General features: G+C 71.3%; 16 protein-coding genes. 10 read left to right on the forward strand and 6 right to left on the reverse strand.

The annotated features are described in order from the left end of the window. Positions 1-82 precede the first annotated feature (82 nt). The 5 genes from sigE (at position 83) to ACFY9E_RS27305 (ending at position 5,488) form a co-directional block, all read left to right on the forward strand. The gene (sigE, locus tag ACFY9E_RS27285; RefSeq protein ID WP_390988323.1) at positions 83-856 is read left to right on the forward strand and encodes an RNA polymerase sigma factor SigE; all 774 of its coding nucleotides are present in this window, start codon (positions 83-85) and stop codon (positions 854-856) included. Next, positions 853-1,893, forward strand: coding sequence for a zf-HC2 domain-containing protein (locus ACFY9E_RS27290; RefSeq protein WP_390988325.1), 1,041 nt, complete (start codon positions 853-855; stop codon positions 1,891-1,893). Before sigE ends, ACFY9E_RS27290 begins: the two co-directional genes overlap by 4 nt. Before the next feature lie 130 nt (positions 1,894-2,023). Continuing rightward, complete coding sequence (locus ACFY9E_RS27295; protein WP_390988327.1) at positions 2,024-3,922, forward strand: trypsin-like peptidase domain-containing protein; 1,899 nt, start codon at positions 2,024-2,026, stop codon at positions 3,920-3,922. A gap of 217 nt (positions 3,923-4,139) precedes the next feature. After that, positions 4,140-4,589 carry a sec-independent translocase gene (locus ACFY9E_RS27300; RefSeq protein WP_390988329.1) on the forward strand — a complete coding sequence of 150 codons (450 nt, stop codon included), beginning with the start codon at positions 4,140-4,142 and terminating at the stop codon, positions 4,587-4,589. A 227-nt stretch (positions 4,590-4,816) separates the two neighbouring features. Continuing rightward, positions 4,817-5,488 (forward strand): hypothetical protein, encoded by a 672-nt coding sequence (locus tag ACFY9E_RS27305; RefSeq protein WP_390988330.1) that lies wholly within the window; start codon positions 4,817-4,819, stop codon positions 5,486-5,488. 124 nt (positions 5,489-5,612) lie between these two features. On the opposite strand, the gene ACFY9E_RS27310 is transcribed toward ACFY9E_RS27305, so the two are convergent. The 3 genes from ACFY9E_RS27310 to ACFY9E_RS27320 are packed head-to-tail and all read right to left on the reverse strand — an operon-like array spanning position 5,613 to position 8,661. Beyond that, a complete protein-coding gene (locus ACFY9E_RS27310) occupies positions 5,613-6,746 on the reverse strand; it encodes a P-loop NTPase (protein ID WP_390988332.1) in 1,134 nt (377 codons plus the stop codon). 42 nt (positions 6,747-6,788) lie between these two features. Next, on the reverse strand, positions 6,789-7,388 hold the full coding sequence (locus tag ACFY9E_RS27315; protein WP_390988333.1) for a DUF1003 domain-containing protein: 600 nt from the start codon (positions 7,386-7,388) through the stop codon (positions 6,789-6,791). Next, a complete protein-coding gene (locus ACFY9E_RS27320; protein ID WP_390988335.1) occupies positions 7,378-8,661 on the reverse strand; it encodes a magnesium transporter MgtE N-terminal domain-containing protein in 1,284 nt (427 codons plus the stop codon). Before ACFY9E_RS27320 ends, ACFY9E_RS27315 begins: the two co-directional genes overlap by 11 nt. A 225-nt stretch (positions 8,662-8,886) precedes the next feature. Between ACFY9E_RS27320 and ACFY9E_RS27325 the strand changes: the two genes are divergently transcribed. Further along, positions 8,887-9,642: a hypothetical protein gene (locus ACFY9E_RS27325; RefSeq protein WP_390988336.1), complete on the forward strand. Its 756-nt coding sequence runs from the start codon at positions 8,887-8,889 to the stop codon at positions 9,640-9,642. Positions 9,643-9,646: 4 nt separating this feature from the next. Here the strand turns inward: ACFY9E_RS27325 and ACFY9E_RS27330 are convergent, their stop codons facing one another. Then, complete coding sequence (locus tag ACFY9E_RS27330) at positions 9,647-10,159, reverse strand: hypothetical protein (RefSeq protein WP_390988337.1); 513 nt, start codon at positions 10,157-10,159, stop codon at positions 9,647-9,649. A 23-nt stretch (positions 10,160-10,182) separates the two neighbouring features. Further along, positions 10,183-11,298, reverse strand: coding sequence for a CorA family divalent cation transporter (locus ACFY9E_RS27335; protein WP_390988339.1), 1,116 nt, complete (start codon positions 11,296-11,298; stop codon positions 10,183-10,185). A gap of 455 nt (positions 11,299-11,753) precedes the next feature. Between ACFY9E_RS27335 and ACFY9E_RS27340 the strand changes: the two genes are divergently transcribed. Continuing rightward, on the forward strand, positions 11,754-12,338 hold the full coding sequence (locus ACFY9E_RS27340) for a suppressor of fused domain protein (RefSeq protein WP_390988341.1): 585 nt from the start codon (positions 11,754-11,756) through the stop codon (positions 12,336-12,338). Between the two features lie 30 nt (positions 12,339-12,368). Here the strand turns inward: ACFY9E_RS27340 and ACFY9E_RS27345 are convergent, their stop codons facing one another. Beyond that, on the reverse strand, positions 12,369-13,592 hold the full coding sequence (locus tag ACFY9E_RS27345; RefSeq protein ID WP_390988343.1) for an MFS transporter: 1,224 nt from the start codon (positions 13,590-13,592) through the stop codon (positions 12,369-12,371). A 161-nt stretch (positions 13,593-13,753) separates the two neighbouring features. On the opposite strand from ACFY9E_RS27345, the gene ACFY9E_RS27350 reads away from it, so the two are divergent. The 3 genes from ACFY9E_RS27350 (at position 13,754) to ACFY9E_RS27360 (ending at position 16,089) form a co-directional block, all read left to right on the forward strand. Then, positions 13,754-14,395, forward strand: coding sequence for a DUF6758 family protein (locus ACFY9E_RS27350; RefSeq protein ID WP_390988344.1), 642 nt, complete (start codon positions 13,754-13,756; stop codon positions 14,393-14,395). Between the two features lie 105 nt (positions 14,396-14,500). Continuing rightward, positions 14,501-15,361 carry a PHP domain-containing protein gene (locus ACFY9E_RS27355; RefSeq protein WP_390988403.1) on the forward strand — a complete coding sequence of 287 codons (861 nt, stop codon included), beginning with the start codon at positions 14,501-14,503 and terminating at the stop codon, positions 15,359-15,361. A 122-nt stretch (positions 15,362-15,483) separates the two neighbouring features. Further along, on the forward strand, positions 15,484-16,089 hold the full coding sequence (locus ACFY9E_RS27360) for a MarC family protein (RefSeq protein ID WP_390988346.1): 606 nt from the start codon (positions 15,484-15,486) through the stop codon (positions 16,087-16,089). Positions 16,090-16,091: the final 2 nt, after the last annotated feature.

Raw genomic sequence — 16,091 nt, forward strand, 5'->3', positions numbered from 1 at the left:
GCCGACGCAGCAGTACGAGGCGTATCAGCCCAGATCAAATTCTCGTAAAACCGCTTATCCGGTCCTAACGGGCGAGGTGGCTATGGTAGGGGCTCCACTGGACACCACCAGAGCTGACAGGGGAGGTGCGGCTGCGCCTGTGGATCGCGGAGGAGTGCTCCGGCGCTTCCTCGCATCGGCGGGCAGGCCGACATCCGTGAACGACACCGCTGCTGACCACAGTCACGCCGCTGACTTCGCCCAGACCGCGACCTTCACCACCGACGCGGACGGGCAGGCGTGGACTCCGCCCACGTGGGAGGAGATCGTCAGCACGCACAGCGGCCGCGTCTACCGGCTCGCCTACCGCCTGACCGGCAACCAGCACGACGCGGAGGACCTCACGCAGGAGGTCTTCGTCCGCGTCTTCCGCTCCCTGTCGACCTACACGCCGGGCACCTTCGAGGGCTGGCTGCACCGCATCACCACGAACCTCTTCCTGGACATGGTCCGCCGCAAGCAGCGCATCCGCTTCGACGCGCTCGGCGAGGACGCGGCCGAGCGGCTGCCCAGCAAGGAACCCACGCCGCAGCAGGTCTTCAACGACGCGCACTTCGACGCCGACGTGCAGCAGGCCCTCGACACCCTCGCCCCCGAGTTCCGCGCCGCGGTCGTCCTGTGTGACATCGAAGGACTGTCGTACGAGGAGATCGCCGCGACCCTGGGCGTCAAGCTCGGCACGGTCCGCTCACGGATCCACCGCGGCCGGTCCCAGCTGCGCAAGGCCCTCGCGCACCGCTCACCGCAGGCGCGCGCCGAGCGCCGCTCCTTCGTGCCCCGTGTCCCCGCCCTGGGAGGAGGGGGCGCGAGCGCGTGAGCGGATCACGGCCGAAAGCTTCCGAGGGTCACCTCGCAGAGCAGCATCTGGGAGACCGACTCTCCGCCCTGGTGGACGGAGAACTCGGTCATGACGCGCGCGAGCGCGTACTGGCGCACGTGGCCACCTGCCCGAAGTGCAAGGCGGAGGTGGACGCCCAGCGCCGGCTGAAGAACGTCTTCGCGGAGGCGGCCCCGCCGCCCCCCTCCGAGAGTTTCCTGGCCCGCCTGCAGGGACTACCCGCGGGCGGCGGCCCGGACGGTGATGTCACACCGCCGGGCGCAGGAGGGCTGCCCGGAGGTCTGTCGGGACGGTTCGGATCGTCCGGGGCCTTCGGAGTGAAGCGCGGCGAGCGCTTCGAGTTCGGGTACGCCCCGTCCCGCCCGCACCTGCCCGTCCTGCCCGCCTCCCCGGGCAGCCGGAGCCTCCCCTCCGACAGCAGCGGTCTGCCGTCCGGCCACCGCGGCCTGCCCGCGGGGAAGGGCTTCCGCATTCACGACGTCGGCCGGCCCGACACCGACCGGTCCTCCTCGCGGCTGCGGTTCGCGTTCGTCGCCGCCGGGGCCGTCTCCCTCGCCGCGATCGCGCTGGGCGGGGTCACCACCGGCACCCCGGTCGACGCGGAGGCCCGCGGCGGCCAGGGCACGGGCAGCAACGTGACACCGATGCGCACCCAGGGCACCGGTGCCGCGACCGCGCCCGAATCCCAGCGCCGCCGGACGGCGCCGCTGCTCGGGCAGGTGCACGGCCAGAGCATGGTCGGCCGCGCCCCGGTCGCCCCGACCGAGGTGTCCGCACCGCTGCTGCCCGGCGTACCGTCCGCCGCCCGGCACCACGCGATGCACGCCCTGACCGCCCCGGTGGTGGCCGGTGCCGCCGCCATGTCCCCGCTGATACGTCCGCTCGAGGCGGCCGCCCCGGCCGCCCTGACCTCGTGGTCCTCGGTCCCCGAGATCACCGCTCCCCTGTTCGCCGTGCCCCTTCCGGACACGACCTCGTCCCCCTCTTCCCCCGCCTCCTCGCGTACGGCTCACTGACCGCCTCTGCGCACCGGACCGCGAACCTGATTGAATCCGGGGGTTGTCGCCCGCGGCCGAGGTGTGGCCGGGCGCCGATTCGACGAACTGCGGCCACCGCGACGAGCCGTGCCGCTGCTGTGGGGAGAGCATGAACGAGGGGAAGCCCACGAAGGCGAAGTGGTGGAGCCGTCCACGGCCGCAGTCCCTTCCCGGGGAGCCGGAGGGTACGGGCGGAGGCCTCGGGGAGGACCGGGCCGCGAGCGGGGTGGCCGGGCCGGCCACCGCCCCGGCGGACGTGACCGACAGCGACGGGGACTTCGAGCTGGCACGTCCCGCTCCTCGGCACGGGCAGGACGGCGACTACGAGTTGAGGCGTCCCGAGGCGGTGCCGTCCGACGGCGCCCCCGTCACGACCGCCTCCGGCCAAGCATCTGCCGAGGACGCCGCTTCGGTGCCCGCTGCCCGGGGAGCCGACCAGGGCCAGGACGCCCCTGACGTCTCCGCCTCGCACACCGGGCCGGCCGGGGACGCTCCCAGGCCGCTGCACGATCCCGACCCCTACAGCACCCCGCCCTACGGCGAACCCGGCCCCTGGGCGCCGGCCCCGCCCGTCCAGCACCCGGCGACGACCCCCGCGCAGGGCGTGGCGACACCGGGCGGGCCGACCGTGCCGGGCACCCCGGCCGCCGTTGTGCCGCCGCAGCACGGCACACCGCTCGCAGCTCCCGGGAGCCCCGCGCCCGCCGTTCACACACCGGCCGGGATGCCGGCCCCCGGGAGCCCCGCGCCTGCCGCTGATGTGCCCGCCGAGATGCCCACCCCCACCCCCGCTCCCGACCCGTGGCAGCGTTACGACCCCTGGGCGGCTCCCACGGTCGCCGGGGGGCACGGGCCCCTGCAGCAGAACGGTGCCGCCGTGCTCAGCACGGACCAGCGGCGCAAGCGGGGCAGGACGTCCCTGGCGCTCGCTGCCGTGCTGCTCGCGCTCGTGTCCGGGGGTGTCGGTGGTGCCATGGGGACGTATCTGGAGCGGAACGGGGGCGTCGGGTCCGTCGAGTTGCCGCAGGCCGGGAAGGAGGCCTCCGCACGGGACGTGGACAGTGTGGCCGGGATCGCCGGGCGGGCCCTGCCCAGCGTGGTCACCCTGCATGTCAGCGGCGCCGGCGAGCAGGGCACGGGCACCGGCTTCGTGCTCGACACCCGCGGGCGCATCCTCACCAACAACCACGTCGTGCAGCCCGCCGGATCAGGCGGTGAGATCACCGTGACGTTCAACGGCGGGGAGACCGCGCAGGCCGAGGTCGTCGGCCGGGACAGCGGCTACGACCTCGCCGTGGTGCGGGTGAAGGGCGTCAGCGGACTCACCCCGCTGCCTCTCGGCAACTCGGACAACGTGCAGGTCGGAGACCCGGTCGTGGCCATCGGCGCGCCCTTCGACCTGGCCGGCACGGTCACCTCCGGCATCATCAGCGCCAAGCAGCGGCCCATCACGGCCGGTGGCGAGAAGGGCGACGGCAGCGACGTGTCGTACGTCGACGCGCTGCAGACCGACGCACCCATCAACCCCGGCAACTCCGGCGGGCCGCTGCTCGACGCCCGGGCCCGGGTCATCGGCATCAACTCGGCCATCCGCTCGGCGGAGGGCGGCTCCACCGAGGACAGCGGCCGGTCCGGTTCGATAGGCCTCGGCTTCGCCATCCCCATCAACCAGGGCAAACGAGTCGCCGAGGAGCTGATCAACACCGGGAAGGCGACCCACCCGGTCATCGGCATCACCCTGGACATGGACTACACGGGCGACGGCGCCCGCGTGGCCGCCGAGGGCAGCGAGGGCGGACCGCCGGTCACCGTGGGCGGCCCCGGCGCCAAGGCCGGGATCAAGGCGGGTGACGTCATCCGGGAGGTCGACGGCCGGCCGGTGCACTCCGGCGAGGAACTGATCGTCAAGACGCGGGCGCACCGCCCCGGCGACCGGCTGGAGCTGACCGTGGTGCGCGCCGGCAAGGAGCGGACCGTCTCCCTCGTCCTCGGATCGTCCGGTGGCTGATACATGATGTCCGCGACCCGCGCAGTCGTCCCATCCGGCCCCACGGGGGGCCGGCAAGGCAAACAATCGGGAAAGCGCTCCCACCGTTCGCACTCGGAGGTCCCGGGACAGTACCGGTCGGACAGGATCGCCGGGTACCGTGGATCCGGCCCGGACCACGGCAAGACCCGCACCGACCACGAGGGCCGAGGACCGAGGACATCGCTAGGAGCTTCAGGTGTTCAATGACATAGGACCACTCGAGCTGGTGACGCTCATCGTCCTCGCCGTGCTCGTCTTCGGTCCGGACAAGCTCCCCAAGGTCATCCAGGACGTGACGCGCACGATCCGGAAGATCCGTGAGTTCTCGGAGAGCGCCAAGAACGACATCCGGGAGGAACTCGGCCCGGAGTTCAAGGACTTCGAGTTCGAGGACCTCAACCCCAAGACCTTCATCCGCAAGCAGCTGGACAACGAGGACCTGGGGCTCAAGGAGATCCGCAACGGCTTCGACCTCAAGAAGGAGATGGCCGAGGTCACCGACGCCGTCCACAGCCGTGACTCCGACACGTCCTCCGCGTCGTCCACCGACGCCGCCGGTTCGTCCGGTGGCCGTATCGACATGACGAAGAAGCCGGAGACGCCCGACCCGGACGACCGGCCGCCCTTCGACGCGGACGCCACCTGAGCGACACGCCCAGGGGCGTACGCCCCCGGGTGCGTGACGCGTTTCATACTCCGGTCGGGCTGTCTACGGCCTGAAGCGGGCGCCCGTGCGGCCCACGCGCCGGGCGGTTTCCCTGCTGCTCGCAGCGGTGTGGTTATGCTGCCGAGTTGTTGTGCGGACCGTGACGAGTACGCCCGAAGGGGGGCGGGCCGTTCCGGTCCGACTAGAGCGAGGAGGCGTCCGGGCACATGGAGACGACGAGTCGGGCAGTCGCGCAGACGCCGGCCGCGGAGGGTGGACAAGAGCTCCCCTCCGCCCGGCGTACGGTCGACGGCTACCTGCGTGCGCCCTTCCCGTGGTACGGCCTCGACGAGGCTTTCACGGGACCGCGCTGGCTGATGCAGGTCGGTACGACGGCCGACGGGGCCGTGGAACACGGGTCCATCGGGCACGGTGACGAGCCCACGCTGCGCAACGAGCATGCCGCCGGCGGCGATCAGGAGACCAAGGAGAAGTTCGCGGTCGTCGTGACCGTGGCCGCCCATCCCTCACGGCGCACGGCGGACGGGACGGGGCTGCTGGAGGCCACGTCCGTGTCCTCCGCCGCGTGGCTGGCCGGGGTGGGGCTGCTGTCCTTCACCTGGCCCGGGCAGATGGACCACGCGCTGCGGGACGACTGGCTGGAGCAGCAGACGGAGACGGCGTGGGTGCTGGCGGACGACCTGGACGGGTCCGACTGGTCGACGCTGTCGCTTCCCGTGGACGGGGTGCCCACGGCGTTCCACTACCGGGAGTCCGAGTTCGGCTGGGTGCTCGCCGGTTCCACCTCGGCCGGGGTGCACGTCGGGGCCTACGGCAGGGGCATCAGCGCGTATGGGCTCGGCTTCGCCGTGGTGAAGGACATCGCCGCGTACGCGTGAGATCAGGGGCGCCGTGTGTTTCGGCGCCCCGTCGCCGCAGGCGGCAGGACTCAGGGGCGGCTACGGTTGCTCGCGCCCGCGCGGCGGAGCCGCACATCGACACGGCCCCGCGCCCCTAGTCGGTTCAGAACTTGTTCCTCGGAGTGATACCGAGCGACAGGCCCGACAGGCCGCGCTGCCTGCCGCCCAGCTTGCCCGCGATCGCCCGGAGCGCCGAGCCCGCCGGGGAGTCCGGGTCCGACAGGACGACCGGCCTGCCGTCGTCGCCGCCCTCGCGGAGGCGGACGTCGATGGGGATGCTGCCGAGGACCGGGACGTTCGTGCCGGTCGTGCGGGTCAGGCCGTCGGCGACCGTCTGGCCGCCGCCCGTGCCGAAGACGTCGACCATCTCGTCGCAGTGCGGGCAGGGCAGGCCGGACATGTTCTCGACCACGCCGACGATCTTCTGGTGGGTCTGGACGGCGATGGAACCCGCGCGCTCGGCGACCTCGGCCGCCGCCTGCTGAGGCGTCGTCACGACCAGGATCTCGGCGTTCGGGACCAGCTGGGCCACGGAGATCGCGATGTCACCGGTGCCGGGCGGCAGGTCCAGGAGCAGCACGTCCAGGTCGCCCCAGTACACGTCCGCCAGGAACTGCTGGAGGGCGCGGTGGAGCATCGGGCCGCGCCACACGACGGGGGCGTTGCCCGGGGTGAACATGCCGATCGAGATGACCTTCACGCCGTTCGCCGACGGCGGCATGATCATGTTCTCGACCTGGGTGGGACGGCCGTCGGCGCCCAGCATGCGGGGCACGGAGTGACCGTAGATGTCGGCGTCGACGACACCGACCTTGAGGCCGTCGGCCGCCATCGCCGCCGCCAGGTTGACCGTCACCGAGGACTTGCCGACGCCGCCCTTGCCGGAGGCGACCGCGTAGACCCGGGTCAGGCTGCCGGGCTTGGCGAAGGGGACCTCGCGCTCGGTCTGGCCGCCGCGCAGGGCGGACGCCAGCTCGCGGCGCTGTTCGTCGCTCATCACGTCGAGCGTGACGTCGACGCGGGTGACCCCCTCGACCGCGGAGACCGCGTCGGTCACGCGCTGCGTGATCGTGTCCCGCATCGGGCAGCCCGAGACCGTGAGGTACACGGTGACCGCGACCGCCCCGTCCGCACCGATCTCCACGGATTTGACCATCCCGAGTTCGGTGATGGGCTTGTGGATCTCGGGGTCGTTCACCGTCGCCAGTGCCTCGCGCACCGCGTCTTCCGTAGCCATAGGACGATGGTACGGCGCCGTACCGGGGCGTAGGAAAGCGTCTCAGCGGTCGTCTGCGTCACGTCCCCGTGACCGTTCCGCCGGGAATACGACGGGGTCGTGACGGTGGCCGTCGCGCCGTTCCTCCATTTCCTTGACCATGTCCTGCAGCTCCGAGCGGATCCAGTCGCGAGTGGCGACCTCGCCCAGACCGATGCGCAGGGCGGCGATCTCGCGGGTCAGGTACTCGGTGTCCGCGATGGACCGCTCGTTCTGCTTGCGGTCCTGCTCCAGATTGACCCGGTCGCGGTCGTCCTGCCGGTTCTGCGCGAGCAGGATCAGCGGGGCGGCGTAGGAGGCCTGGAGCGACAGCATCAGCGTCAGGAAGATGAACGGGTACTCGTCGAAGCGCAGGCCGCTCGGCGCGAAGATGTTCCACACCACCCACAGGATGATGGCGACCGTCATCCAGACGATGAACCGCCCGGTGCCCAGGAAGCGCGCGATGCGCTCCGACAGCCGCCCGAAGGCCTCCGGGTCGTACTCGGGCAGGAACCGGCGCCGGCGCGGGAGCGGCTGGTCGAGACGGGTGGTGCGCGGCCGGGAGGAGGCCGTGGCGCCCGCCGGGGTGCGTTCGCGCAGGCTCTCGCGCTCAGGAACCATCGGTGGCCACCTCCTCGTCCAGGTGGAACTCCGTCTCCCGCCAGTCCTCCGGGAGCATGTGGTCGAGCACGTCGTCCACGGTCACCGCGCCCAGCAGCGCGCCGGACTCGTCGACGACGGGCGCCGCGACCATGTCGTACGTGGCGAAGAACCCGGCGATGGCGGGCAGCTCCGCCTCCGGGTCGAGCGGCTGGAGGTCGTTGTCCAGGATGGAGCTGACCAGGGAGGGCGGTGGCTCGCGCAGCAGGCGCTGGAAGTGGACCGTGCCCAGGTACTTGCCGGTCGGTGTGTCGTCCGGGGGCCGGCAGACGTACACCTGGGCGGCCAGAGCGGGGGAGAGGTCGCGGTTGCGGACCCGGGCCAGGGCGTCGGCGACGGTGGCGTCCGGGCGCAGCACGATCGGCTCGGTGGTCATCAGACCGCCCGCCGTGCGGTCCTCGTACGACATCAGGCGCCGCATGTCGGCCGCGTCGCCGGGCTGCATCAGGCTGAGCAGCCGCTCCTGGTCGTCCGTCGGCAGCTCGCCCAGCAGGTCGGCCGCGTCGTCCGGGTCCATGGCCTCCAGGACGTCGGCGGCGCGCTCCTCCTTCAGCTTGCCGAGGATCTCGATCTGGTCGTCCTCCGGCAACTCCTCCAGCACATCGGCCAGCCGGTCGTCGTCGAGGGCGGCGGCGACCTCGGCCCGGCGCTTGGGGGAGAGGTGGTGCAGGACGTTGGCCAGGTCGGCGGGGCGCAGCTGCTCGAAGGTGGCCAGCAGGTTCTCGGCACCCTGCCCCTGCTCCTCCAGGGAGAAGCCGGTGACGGCCGTCCACTCGACGGTCAGCGCCTCGCCCTTGGCGCGCCGGAAGGCACTGCCCTTCCTGCCCTTGCGGACGAAGACCCGGTCGATCTCCCACTCCCTGCGGGCCGGCAGCTGATGCACCGACAGGTCGAGGACGGTGACCTCCTCGCCGGGCTCGGTGAGCGTCACGCGCCGGTCCAGCAGCTCCCCGAAGACCAGCCGCTCGGTGGGCCGCTGCTCGAAGCGCCGGACGTTGAGCACGCCGGTGGTGATGATCTGGCCGGACTGGATGGCGGTGACCCGGGTCATCGGCAGGAAGATGCGGCGGCGGGTGGCGAGTTCGACGACGAGGCCGAGCAGCCTCGGCGGTCGCTGCCCCACCCGCAGCATGACGACCAGATCACGGACCCGCCCCACCTGGTCACCGGCTGGGTCGAAGACGGCGACGCCTTGGAGGTGCGATACGAAGATCCGGGGGGCGCCCGCTGCCATGGCCGCGGCTCCTTTTCGTGCGGGGTGGTTCGTGGTGGCTGTCTGTGCGGCTGTCTTTGTGCCTGTGTCTTCCGAATTGCCCGCTCGGGTGGGCTTCAGGCTAGCCCGTCCCGATCGGGGCCGCGTCGGCGGGCGGTCCGGACGGACTGGCTCCGACCTGCCCGCACGACCCCGGTACCCTGCGGTACGCCGTTCAGGTCTCCCGTCAGAGAGGCAGCCCCACCTGTGACTCCGATTCGCCAGAGCCGCAGCCGCAGTGCCGCACTCGCCAGCGCGATGTGCGCGCTGCTCGTGACGGGAACGGTGCTCACCGGCTGCGCGGAGGATCCGAACGAGGGCACCAACGGGGTCGGCAGACTCCCCGCCGCGAAGATCCAGAGCAAGACCCGGTCGGCCGCCGAGACCGCCGGGGCGGTCCGGGTGCACGGCAACGTCGTCAGCGGCGAGCGGACGTACGCGCTCGACATGCGGCTGAAGGACGACGGCGGCGACGGCTCGGTCACCACCCAGGGCGCGACCTTCAAGCTGCTGCGCATCGGCGAGCAGCTCTACGTCAAGGCGGACGCCGGGTTCTGGGCTCACGGCAGCGGCCAGGGCGAGGACGGCGAGGGGGACGCGGCGGCGGCCTCCAAGCTCGACGGCAAGTTCGTGAAGGTGCCGCAGGGCGACCCCTCGTACAAGAAGTTCAGCGGTTTCACGGACAAGGCTCTCCTCCTCGACGGTCTGCTCACCCTGCACGGGACGCTCGCGACGGACGGCCACGACGAGGAGGCGGGCGTCCGCACCATCCGCGTCACCGGCGACAAGGGCTCCGGCGGCACCCTGGAGGTCTCCCTGGAGGGCAAGCCGTATCCGCTGCGCCTGGAGCGGGCCGGCGGGGCGGGCACCCTCACCTTCTCCGCCTGGGGTGAGGACTTCTCCCTCAGGGAGCCGGAGAAGAACGAGACGGTGGACTACGGCAAGCAGCTGCCGGCGTCGTAGGCCGTCAGGCCCGTTTGCGCCGCTTCAGCAGCAGGCGGGGCAGCCCCGCCGGGATCGGCCGGCGGGTGATCGCCGGGGACGGCAGGGGCGGCTCGGACAGGGAGCCGTCGGGCAGCGGCGCCGTCTGCCCGGTCGGCTCCAGACGCAGCACCCGGCACTCGCGGGCCCAGCGCTCCGGCACGGCCTCGCCGTCGGGCGCGTTCAGCCGTTTGCCCTTGAGCTCGGCGACCGCCGCGTCCCACGCCTCGGAGCCCGGTGCGAGCTGCGTGATCCGGGCCGTCCAGGTGACGAGCCGGCCGCCCTTGTCCTTGCTGCGGACCGTCACCTTCGCCTCGGCGCCGTCCGCCAGCCCCGGCAGCGGCTGCTCGCCGGGCCCGTCGCCGACCAGGCAGGCGGCACCCTCGTGCCACACGTGCCACAGCGCGCGCGCCGGGCCGTCGGGGCCCTGGACCCAGACGAGGCCGGACTTCTTCGTGGCCTCCTCGACGAGGGCCTGGTCGAGCAGCTCGCTTGTCATGGGGCCCAGCCTAACCAGGCCGCTCACAGCCATCCGTTCCGCTTCAGGGCGCGGTGGATGCCGAGACAGACGACCACCGTGAAGCCCAGGATCACCGGGTAGCCGTAGCGCCAGTGCAGCTCGGGCATGTAGTCGAAGTTCATGCCGTACACACCGCACACCATCGTCGGCACGGCGATGATCGCGGCCCACGAGGTGATCTTCCGCATGTCCTCGTTCTGGGCGACGGACGCCTGCGCGAGGTTGGCCTGGAGGATGGAGTTGAGCAGCTCGTCGAAGCCGAGGACCTGCTCCTGGACGCGGGCCAGATGGTCGGCGACGTCCCGGAAGTACTTCTGGATGTCGGGGTCGATCAGCCGCATCGGCCGCTCGCTCAGCAGCTGCATGGGCCGCAGCAGCGGCGACACCGCCCGCTTGAACTCCAGCACCTCGCGCTTGAGTTGGTAGATCCGGCCGGCGTCCGAACCGCGCGGCGCGCCCTTGCGCCCCGGGGAGAACACCTCGGTCTCGACCTCGTCGATGTCGTCCTGCACCGCGTCGGCGACGGCGATGTACCCGTCGACGACGTGGTCCGCGATGGCGTGCAGCACCGCCGAGGGGCCTTTGGCGAGCAGCTCGGGGTCGTCCTGGAGGCGGTGCCTGAGGGCCCGCAGGGAGCCCTGCCCGCCGTGCCGGACGGTGATGAAGAAGTCCCGTCCGGTGAAGCACATGACCTCGCCGGACTCGACGACCTCGCTGTTGGCGTCGAGCTGGTCGTGCTCGACGTAGTGGATGGTCTTGAAGACCGTGAACAGGGAGTCGTCGTAGCGCTCCAGCTTGGGCCGCTGGTGGGCCTGGACGGCGTCCTCCACGGCCAGCGGGTGCAGCCCGAACTCACCGGCGATGCCGGAGAATTCGGCCTCCGTCGGCTCGTGCAGGCCGATCCACACGAAACCCCCGTCGCGGCGCACCAGGCGCACCGCCTCGTGCGGGGTCAGCGCGGTCCCGGTCTCGATGCGGCGGCCGTCGCGGTAGACGGCGCAGTCGACGACGGCGGAGGACGCGGCGGGGCTGCGGGTGGCGTCGTAGGTCGCGCCGTCCTTGCGCAGCGAGACACGGGACGGACGGACGACTGCGCGCAGGTCGCGGATCATCGACATGGCGGGCTCCTTCGCGGGCAGGCAACGAACGGCGCCGGCGACGGGTGGAACCACCCGGAATGAGGACGTAGTGACTACGGATGTTTGGCACGTCCACAAAGCGGGGAGCACCGCACCGTCGCGGTGGCCGGTTTCGTTACTGATTCAGCTACTGAGGCAGATCAGGCAAAGCGAAACGAAGCGCTCTTCCGCGGTGAAGCGAGTGCGAGAGGTGGCAGCCAGAAACAGAAGCAGCTACATCGGCGGCGCGAAGAGCGTGGTGCTACTGCACGGTCGACTTCGATCCATTGCAGCCCCACCTCCTCCGGCCGGTCCCTCGTAAGGGAGTTCCTTCGGCGTCGGGGCTTGATCGCGACGCTTCTGCGTGCTGCCCCGAACCACCGGGCAAGAGTAGCAGCCGACACAACTGTCAAGGTGCTGCTTTGCCCGCTACTGACGAGTTCTATGCTCGCCGCATGGCAGATGTTCTTCCTCTGGTCGAGGCCCGGTTGCGCACCGCGCTGGGCGAGCCGGACGCGCGCGCGGCGGTCACCTTCCTGGGCACGGACCGCGTCGAGGTGCTCCGCTTCCAGGAGGGCGGCATCGTCCGCTACGCCACGCTCGGCATGTCCGCGCACCCCATGGCGGACCCCACGGCGGTGGTCGCCGACCCCGTCAAGGGTCCGCGTGCCGAGCTGGTCCTCTCGGTCCGGTCCGGTCGTGCCGACACCGACAAGGTGCTCCGGCCGCTCGCCGTGCTCGCGGCGTCTCCACAGGTGGAGGGCCTGGTCGTGGCTCCCGGCGCGTCCCTCGACGTCGGTGAGCCGCTGTGGCCGGGCGCCCCGTTCACCTCGGTCCTGGTCGCCGAGCCGGGCGGCCTGGTGGAGGACCTGGAGCTCGACGAGCCCCTCGACCCCGTACGGTTCCTGCCGCTGCTGCCGATGACCCCGAACGAGGCCGCCTGGAAGCGCGTACACGGCGCGCAGGCGCTACAGGAACGGTGGCTGAACCAGGGGACGGACCTCCGGGATCCGTCCCGGAAGTCCGTCCCGCTGGAGTGAGAAAGCTCACCAACGCCGATCTGTGCAGCGTCAGTTGGCGAAGACGGTGACGCCGTCCTCGGTCGCGTGCTGCGGCTCCAGCTCCTCCGCTTCCTGGGTGAGGGCCTTGCGCCGGACGACGACCACGGCCGCGCCCGCCACCGCGGTGAGCGCCGCCACCACGAACGGGATGTGGATGTCGGTCCACTCCTCGATCTTCGGCGCGAAATACGGAGCGGCCGCCGCCGCGAACCAGCGCACGAAGTTGTAGCCCGCGCTCGCCACCGGCCGGGGCGCGTCCGAGACGCCGAGGGCCAGCTCGGTGTAGACGGTGTTGTTCACGCCGATGAAGGCGCCGGACAGGATCGTGCAGACGACCGCGGTCGGGTGGGAGCCGTAGCCGAGCGCCAGCACGTCGGCCGCGAGCAGCACCAGGGAGCCGCCGAGCACCTTCAGTGAACCGAACCGCTCCTGGAGCCGGGGCGCCACGATCACCGAGAAGACGGCGAGCAGCACACCCCAGGCGAAGAACACCGCCCCCGACCGGTAGGGGCTCATGTTCAGCACGAAGGGCGTGAAGGCCAGCACCGTGAAGAACGTGTAGTTGTAGAAGAACGCCGAGACCGCCGCGGAGGCGAGGCCGCCGTGACCGAGGGCCTTGATCGGGTCCAGCAGCGAGGTCTTGCGGGCCGGCTTCGGCTGCTCCTTCAGGAACACGGTGATGCACAGGAAGCCGATGGCCATCAGGAACGCCGTGCCGAAGAACGGGTAGCGCCAGCTGGCGTCGCCGAGCAGGGCGCCCAGCAGCGGGCCGCAGGCCATGCCGAGGCCGAGGGCCGACTCGTACAGCAGGATCGCCGCCGCACTGCCGCCGGCCGCCGCGCCGACGATGACCGCGAGGGCCGTCGAGACGAACAGCGCGTTGCCGAGGCCCCATCCGGCCCGGAACCCGACCAGTTCGCCGACGGAACCCGAGGTGCCCGCGAGCCCGGCGAACACCACGACGAACGCGAGGCCGAGCAGCAGGGTCCTGCGGCCGCCGATCCGGCTGGAGATGAAGCCGGTCACCAGCATCGCGACGGCGGTGATGAGGAAGTACGAGGTGAAGAGCAGGGAGACCTGGCCGGCCGTGGCGTCCAGGCCCTGGGCGATGGACGGCAGGATCGGGTCGACGAGCCCGATGCCCATGAAGGCGACGACCGAGGCTCCGGCGGTCGCCCACACGGACTTGGGCTGCTTCAGGAGGCCGCCCGCTCCGGCGTCGAAGGGGTCCATTGCTTGCCGCCTTTCCCGGGACGAAGGTAGTTGGTATATACACACACTAAGTTAGCCAAGCTAATTAATGCAAGCTACATCTAGTGTGGCCGGTGAAGGGTTCCGTCCGGATGGGTGATCGTCCTTGACGCGGCGCGGCGGGGGTAGGACCGTGGGGCCCTATGAGGGGCGAACCCAGTTGCCCGAAGTGCGGTGGCCGGGTCAGGGCTCCCGGCCTCTTCTCCGACTCGTGGCAGTGCGATGTACACGGCACCGTCCATCCGGTGCAGCCCGTGATACCGCCCAGCGTCGACGCCCTCAACGTCGTGGTGCACCGCACTCAGGTGCCGTTGTGGATGCCGTGGCCGCTGCCGGTGGGGTGGCTGTTCACGGGTGTGGCCTGCGCGGGCGACGACCGCACGGGCGGCCGTGCGACCGCCGTCGCCTGCACGGGGCCCGGGCCGCTCGGCGGGATGGGCGAGCTGATCCTGGTGGCCGAGGAGCTCGGGGTCGGGCTCGGGGCGCGGTACGCCGGCATGGACGGTCCCGACCCGGGGCCGTACATGAACGTCGAGAAGCCGCCCCAGGCGAAGGTGCTGGCCGCCGGGCGTCCCACGCCGTTGTGGCATGTGGCCGGGGCGCCCGACGACCGTGCCGTCTTCGCCGGTGAGGCGCTGGGGATGTGGCTGTGGGCCGTGGTGTGGCCCGAGCAGTCGGGGCTGCTGATGTACGACGAGCTGGTGCTGACGGATCTGCGGGACGCCGGGGCGGAGGTCGAGCTGGTTCCCTGCGGCGCCCTGTCCCCGCGACTGCTGGGGGCCTGAGGCCTGTAGGGGGTGCCTGCCGGGTTCGGGTGTGACATAGGGCGTGGAGAAGCCGGTTATCCTGGAGCGGCCCTGTTCGTGTCGTTCGTGTCTGGAGTCCGTGTCGTGCGCATCGATCTGCACACCCACTCCACCGCTTCCGACGGTACGGACACCCCCGCCGAGCTGGTGCGCAAGGCCGCCGTGGCCGGGCTGGACGTCGTCGCGCTGACCGATCACGACACCACCCGCGGGCACGCCGAGGCGATCGCCGCGCTGCCCGAGGGGGTCACGCTGGTCACCGGGGCCGAGCTCTCCTGCCGGCTCGACGGGATCAGCATGCACATGCTGGCCTACCTCTTCGACGCGGAGGAGCCGGCACTGCTCGCCGAGCGGGAGCTGGTCCGGGACGACCGGGTGCCGCGCGCCCAGGGGATGATCGCCAAGCTCCAGGAGCTGGGCGTGCCGGTGACGTGGGAGCAGGTGGCGCGGATCGCCGGTGACGGGTCCGTGGGGCGTCCGCACGTGGCGAGCGCGCTCGTCGAGCTGGGCGTCGTGCCGACCGTGAACGACGCCTTCACGCAGGACTGGCTGGCCGACGGCGGCCGGGTCTTCGTGGAGAAGCACGAGACCGACCCCTTCGAGGCGATCCGGCTGATCAAGGGCGCGGGCGGGGTCGCGGTGTTCGCGCACCCCGGGGCGAGCAAGCGGGGACGCACGGTACCGGAGGCCGCCATCGCGAAGATGGCCGCTGCCGGGCTGGACGGTGTCGAGGTCGACCACATGGACCACGACGCGGACACCCGCGCGCGGCTGCGGGGGCTGGCGAAGGAGCTCGGGCTCCTCGTCACCGGGTCGTCGGACTACCACGGCAGCCGCAAGACGTGCGTGCTCGGGGAGTACACGACGGATCCCGAGGTCTACGGGGAGATCACACGACGGGCCTTCGGGGCGTTCCCCGTGCCGGGTGCCGGCGGAGCCGTCTGAGGTTCCTCTTCTCCCGTAGGTCCATTTCCCTTTTTCTCACTCGGCGCTGCCCGCCGTGCTCACTCGTTCCGCCGTGCGGAACGCCGGGGCCACAGCGGTCAGCCCCCTGCGCAAGGCTCACCATGTTCGACGTCGCCGTCTTCGGCTCCCTCTTCCTGACCCTCTTCGTGATCATGGATCCCCCGGGGATCACACCGATCTTCCTCGCGCTCACCGCCGGCCGGCCCGGCAAGGTGCAGAAGCGGATGGCCTTCCAGGCCGTCTGTGTCGCGGGCGGTGTGATCACCGTGTTCGGGCTTCTCGGGCACCAGATCCTGAACTACCTGCACGTGTCCGTGCCCGCCCTGATGATCGCGGGTGGTCTGCTGCTCCTGCTGATCGCGCTGGATCTGCTCACCGGAAAGACCGACGAGCCGAAGCAGACCAAGGACGTGAACGTCGCCCTCGTGCCGCTGGGCATGCCGCTGCTGGCCGGGCCCGGGGCGATCGTGTCGGTCATCCTCGCCGTGCAGAAGGCCCACAGCGTCGCCACGCAGGTGTCGGTGTGGGCGGCGATCCTCGCCATCCATGTCGTGCTGTGGATGGTGATGCGCTACTCACTGGTGATCATCCGGATCATCAAGGACGGCGGAGTGGTCCTGGTGACCCGGCTCGCGGGCATGATGCTCTCCGCCATCGCCGTGCAGCAGATCATCAACGGTGTCACGCAGGTGATCCAGGGGAGCTGAGG

The organism is Streptomyces sp. NPDC012466, from assembly GCF_042955215.1.
GTDB lineage: Bacteria > Actinomycetota > Actinomycetes > Streptomycetales > Streptomycetaceae > Streptomyces.

Bases quoted from the DNA above. Each gene is read 5' to 3' on its own strand.
- sigE (WP_390988323.1), top strand. From the start codon at position 83: ATGGTAGGGGCTCCACTGGACACCACCAGAGCTGACAGGGGAGGTGCG.
- ACFY9E_RS27295 (WP_390988327.1), top strand. From the start codon at position 2,024: ATGAACGAGGGGAAGCCCACGAAGGCGAAGTGGTGGAGCCGTCCACGG.
- ACFY9E_RS27305 (WP_390988330.1), top strand. From the start codon at position 4,817: ATGGAGACGACGAGTCGGGCAGTCGCGCAGACGCCGGCCGCGGAGGGT.
- ACFY9E_RS27310 (WP_390988332.1), bottom strand. From the start codon at position 6,746: ATGGCTACGGAAGACGCGGTGCGCGAGGCACTGGCGACGGTGAACGAC.
- ACFY9E_RS27315 (WP_390988333.1), bottom strand. From the start codon at position 7,388: ATGGTTCCTGAGCGCGAGAGCCTGCGCGAACGCACCCCGGCGGGCGCC.
- ACFY9E_RS27320 (WP_390988335.1), bottom strand. From the start codon at position 8,661: ATGGCAGCGGGCGCCCCCCGGATCTTCGTATCGCACCTCCAAGGCGTC.
- ACFY9E_RS27330 (WP_390988337.1), bottom strand. From the start codon at position 10,159: ATGACAAGCGAGCTGCTCGACCAGGCCCTCGTCGAGGAGGCCACGAAG.
- ACFY9E_RS27335 (WP_390988339.1), bottom strand. From the start codon at position 11,298: ATGTCGATGATCCGCGACCTGCGCGCAGTCGTCCGTCCGTCCCGTGTC.
- ACFY9E_RS27340 (WP_390988341.1), top strand. From the start codon at position 11,754: ATGGCAGATGTTCTTCCTCTGGTCGAGGCCCGGTTGCGCACCGCGCTG.
- ACFY9E_RS27345 (WP_390988343.1), bottom strand. From the start codon at position 13,592: ATGGACCCCTTCGACGCCGGAGCGGGCGGCCTCCTGAAGCAGCCCAAG.
- ACFY9E_RS27350 (WP_390988344.1), top strand. From the start codon at position 13,754: ATGAGGGGCGAACCCAGTTGCCCGAAGTGCGGTGGCCGGGTCAGGGCT.
- ACFY9E_RS27360 (WP_390988346.1), top strand. From the start codon at position 15,484: ATGTTCGACGTCGCCGTCTTCGGCTCCCTCTTCCTGACCCTCTTCGTG.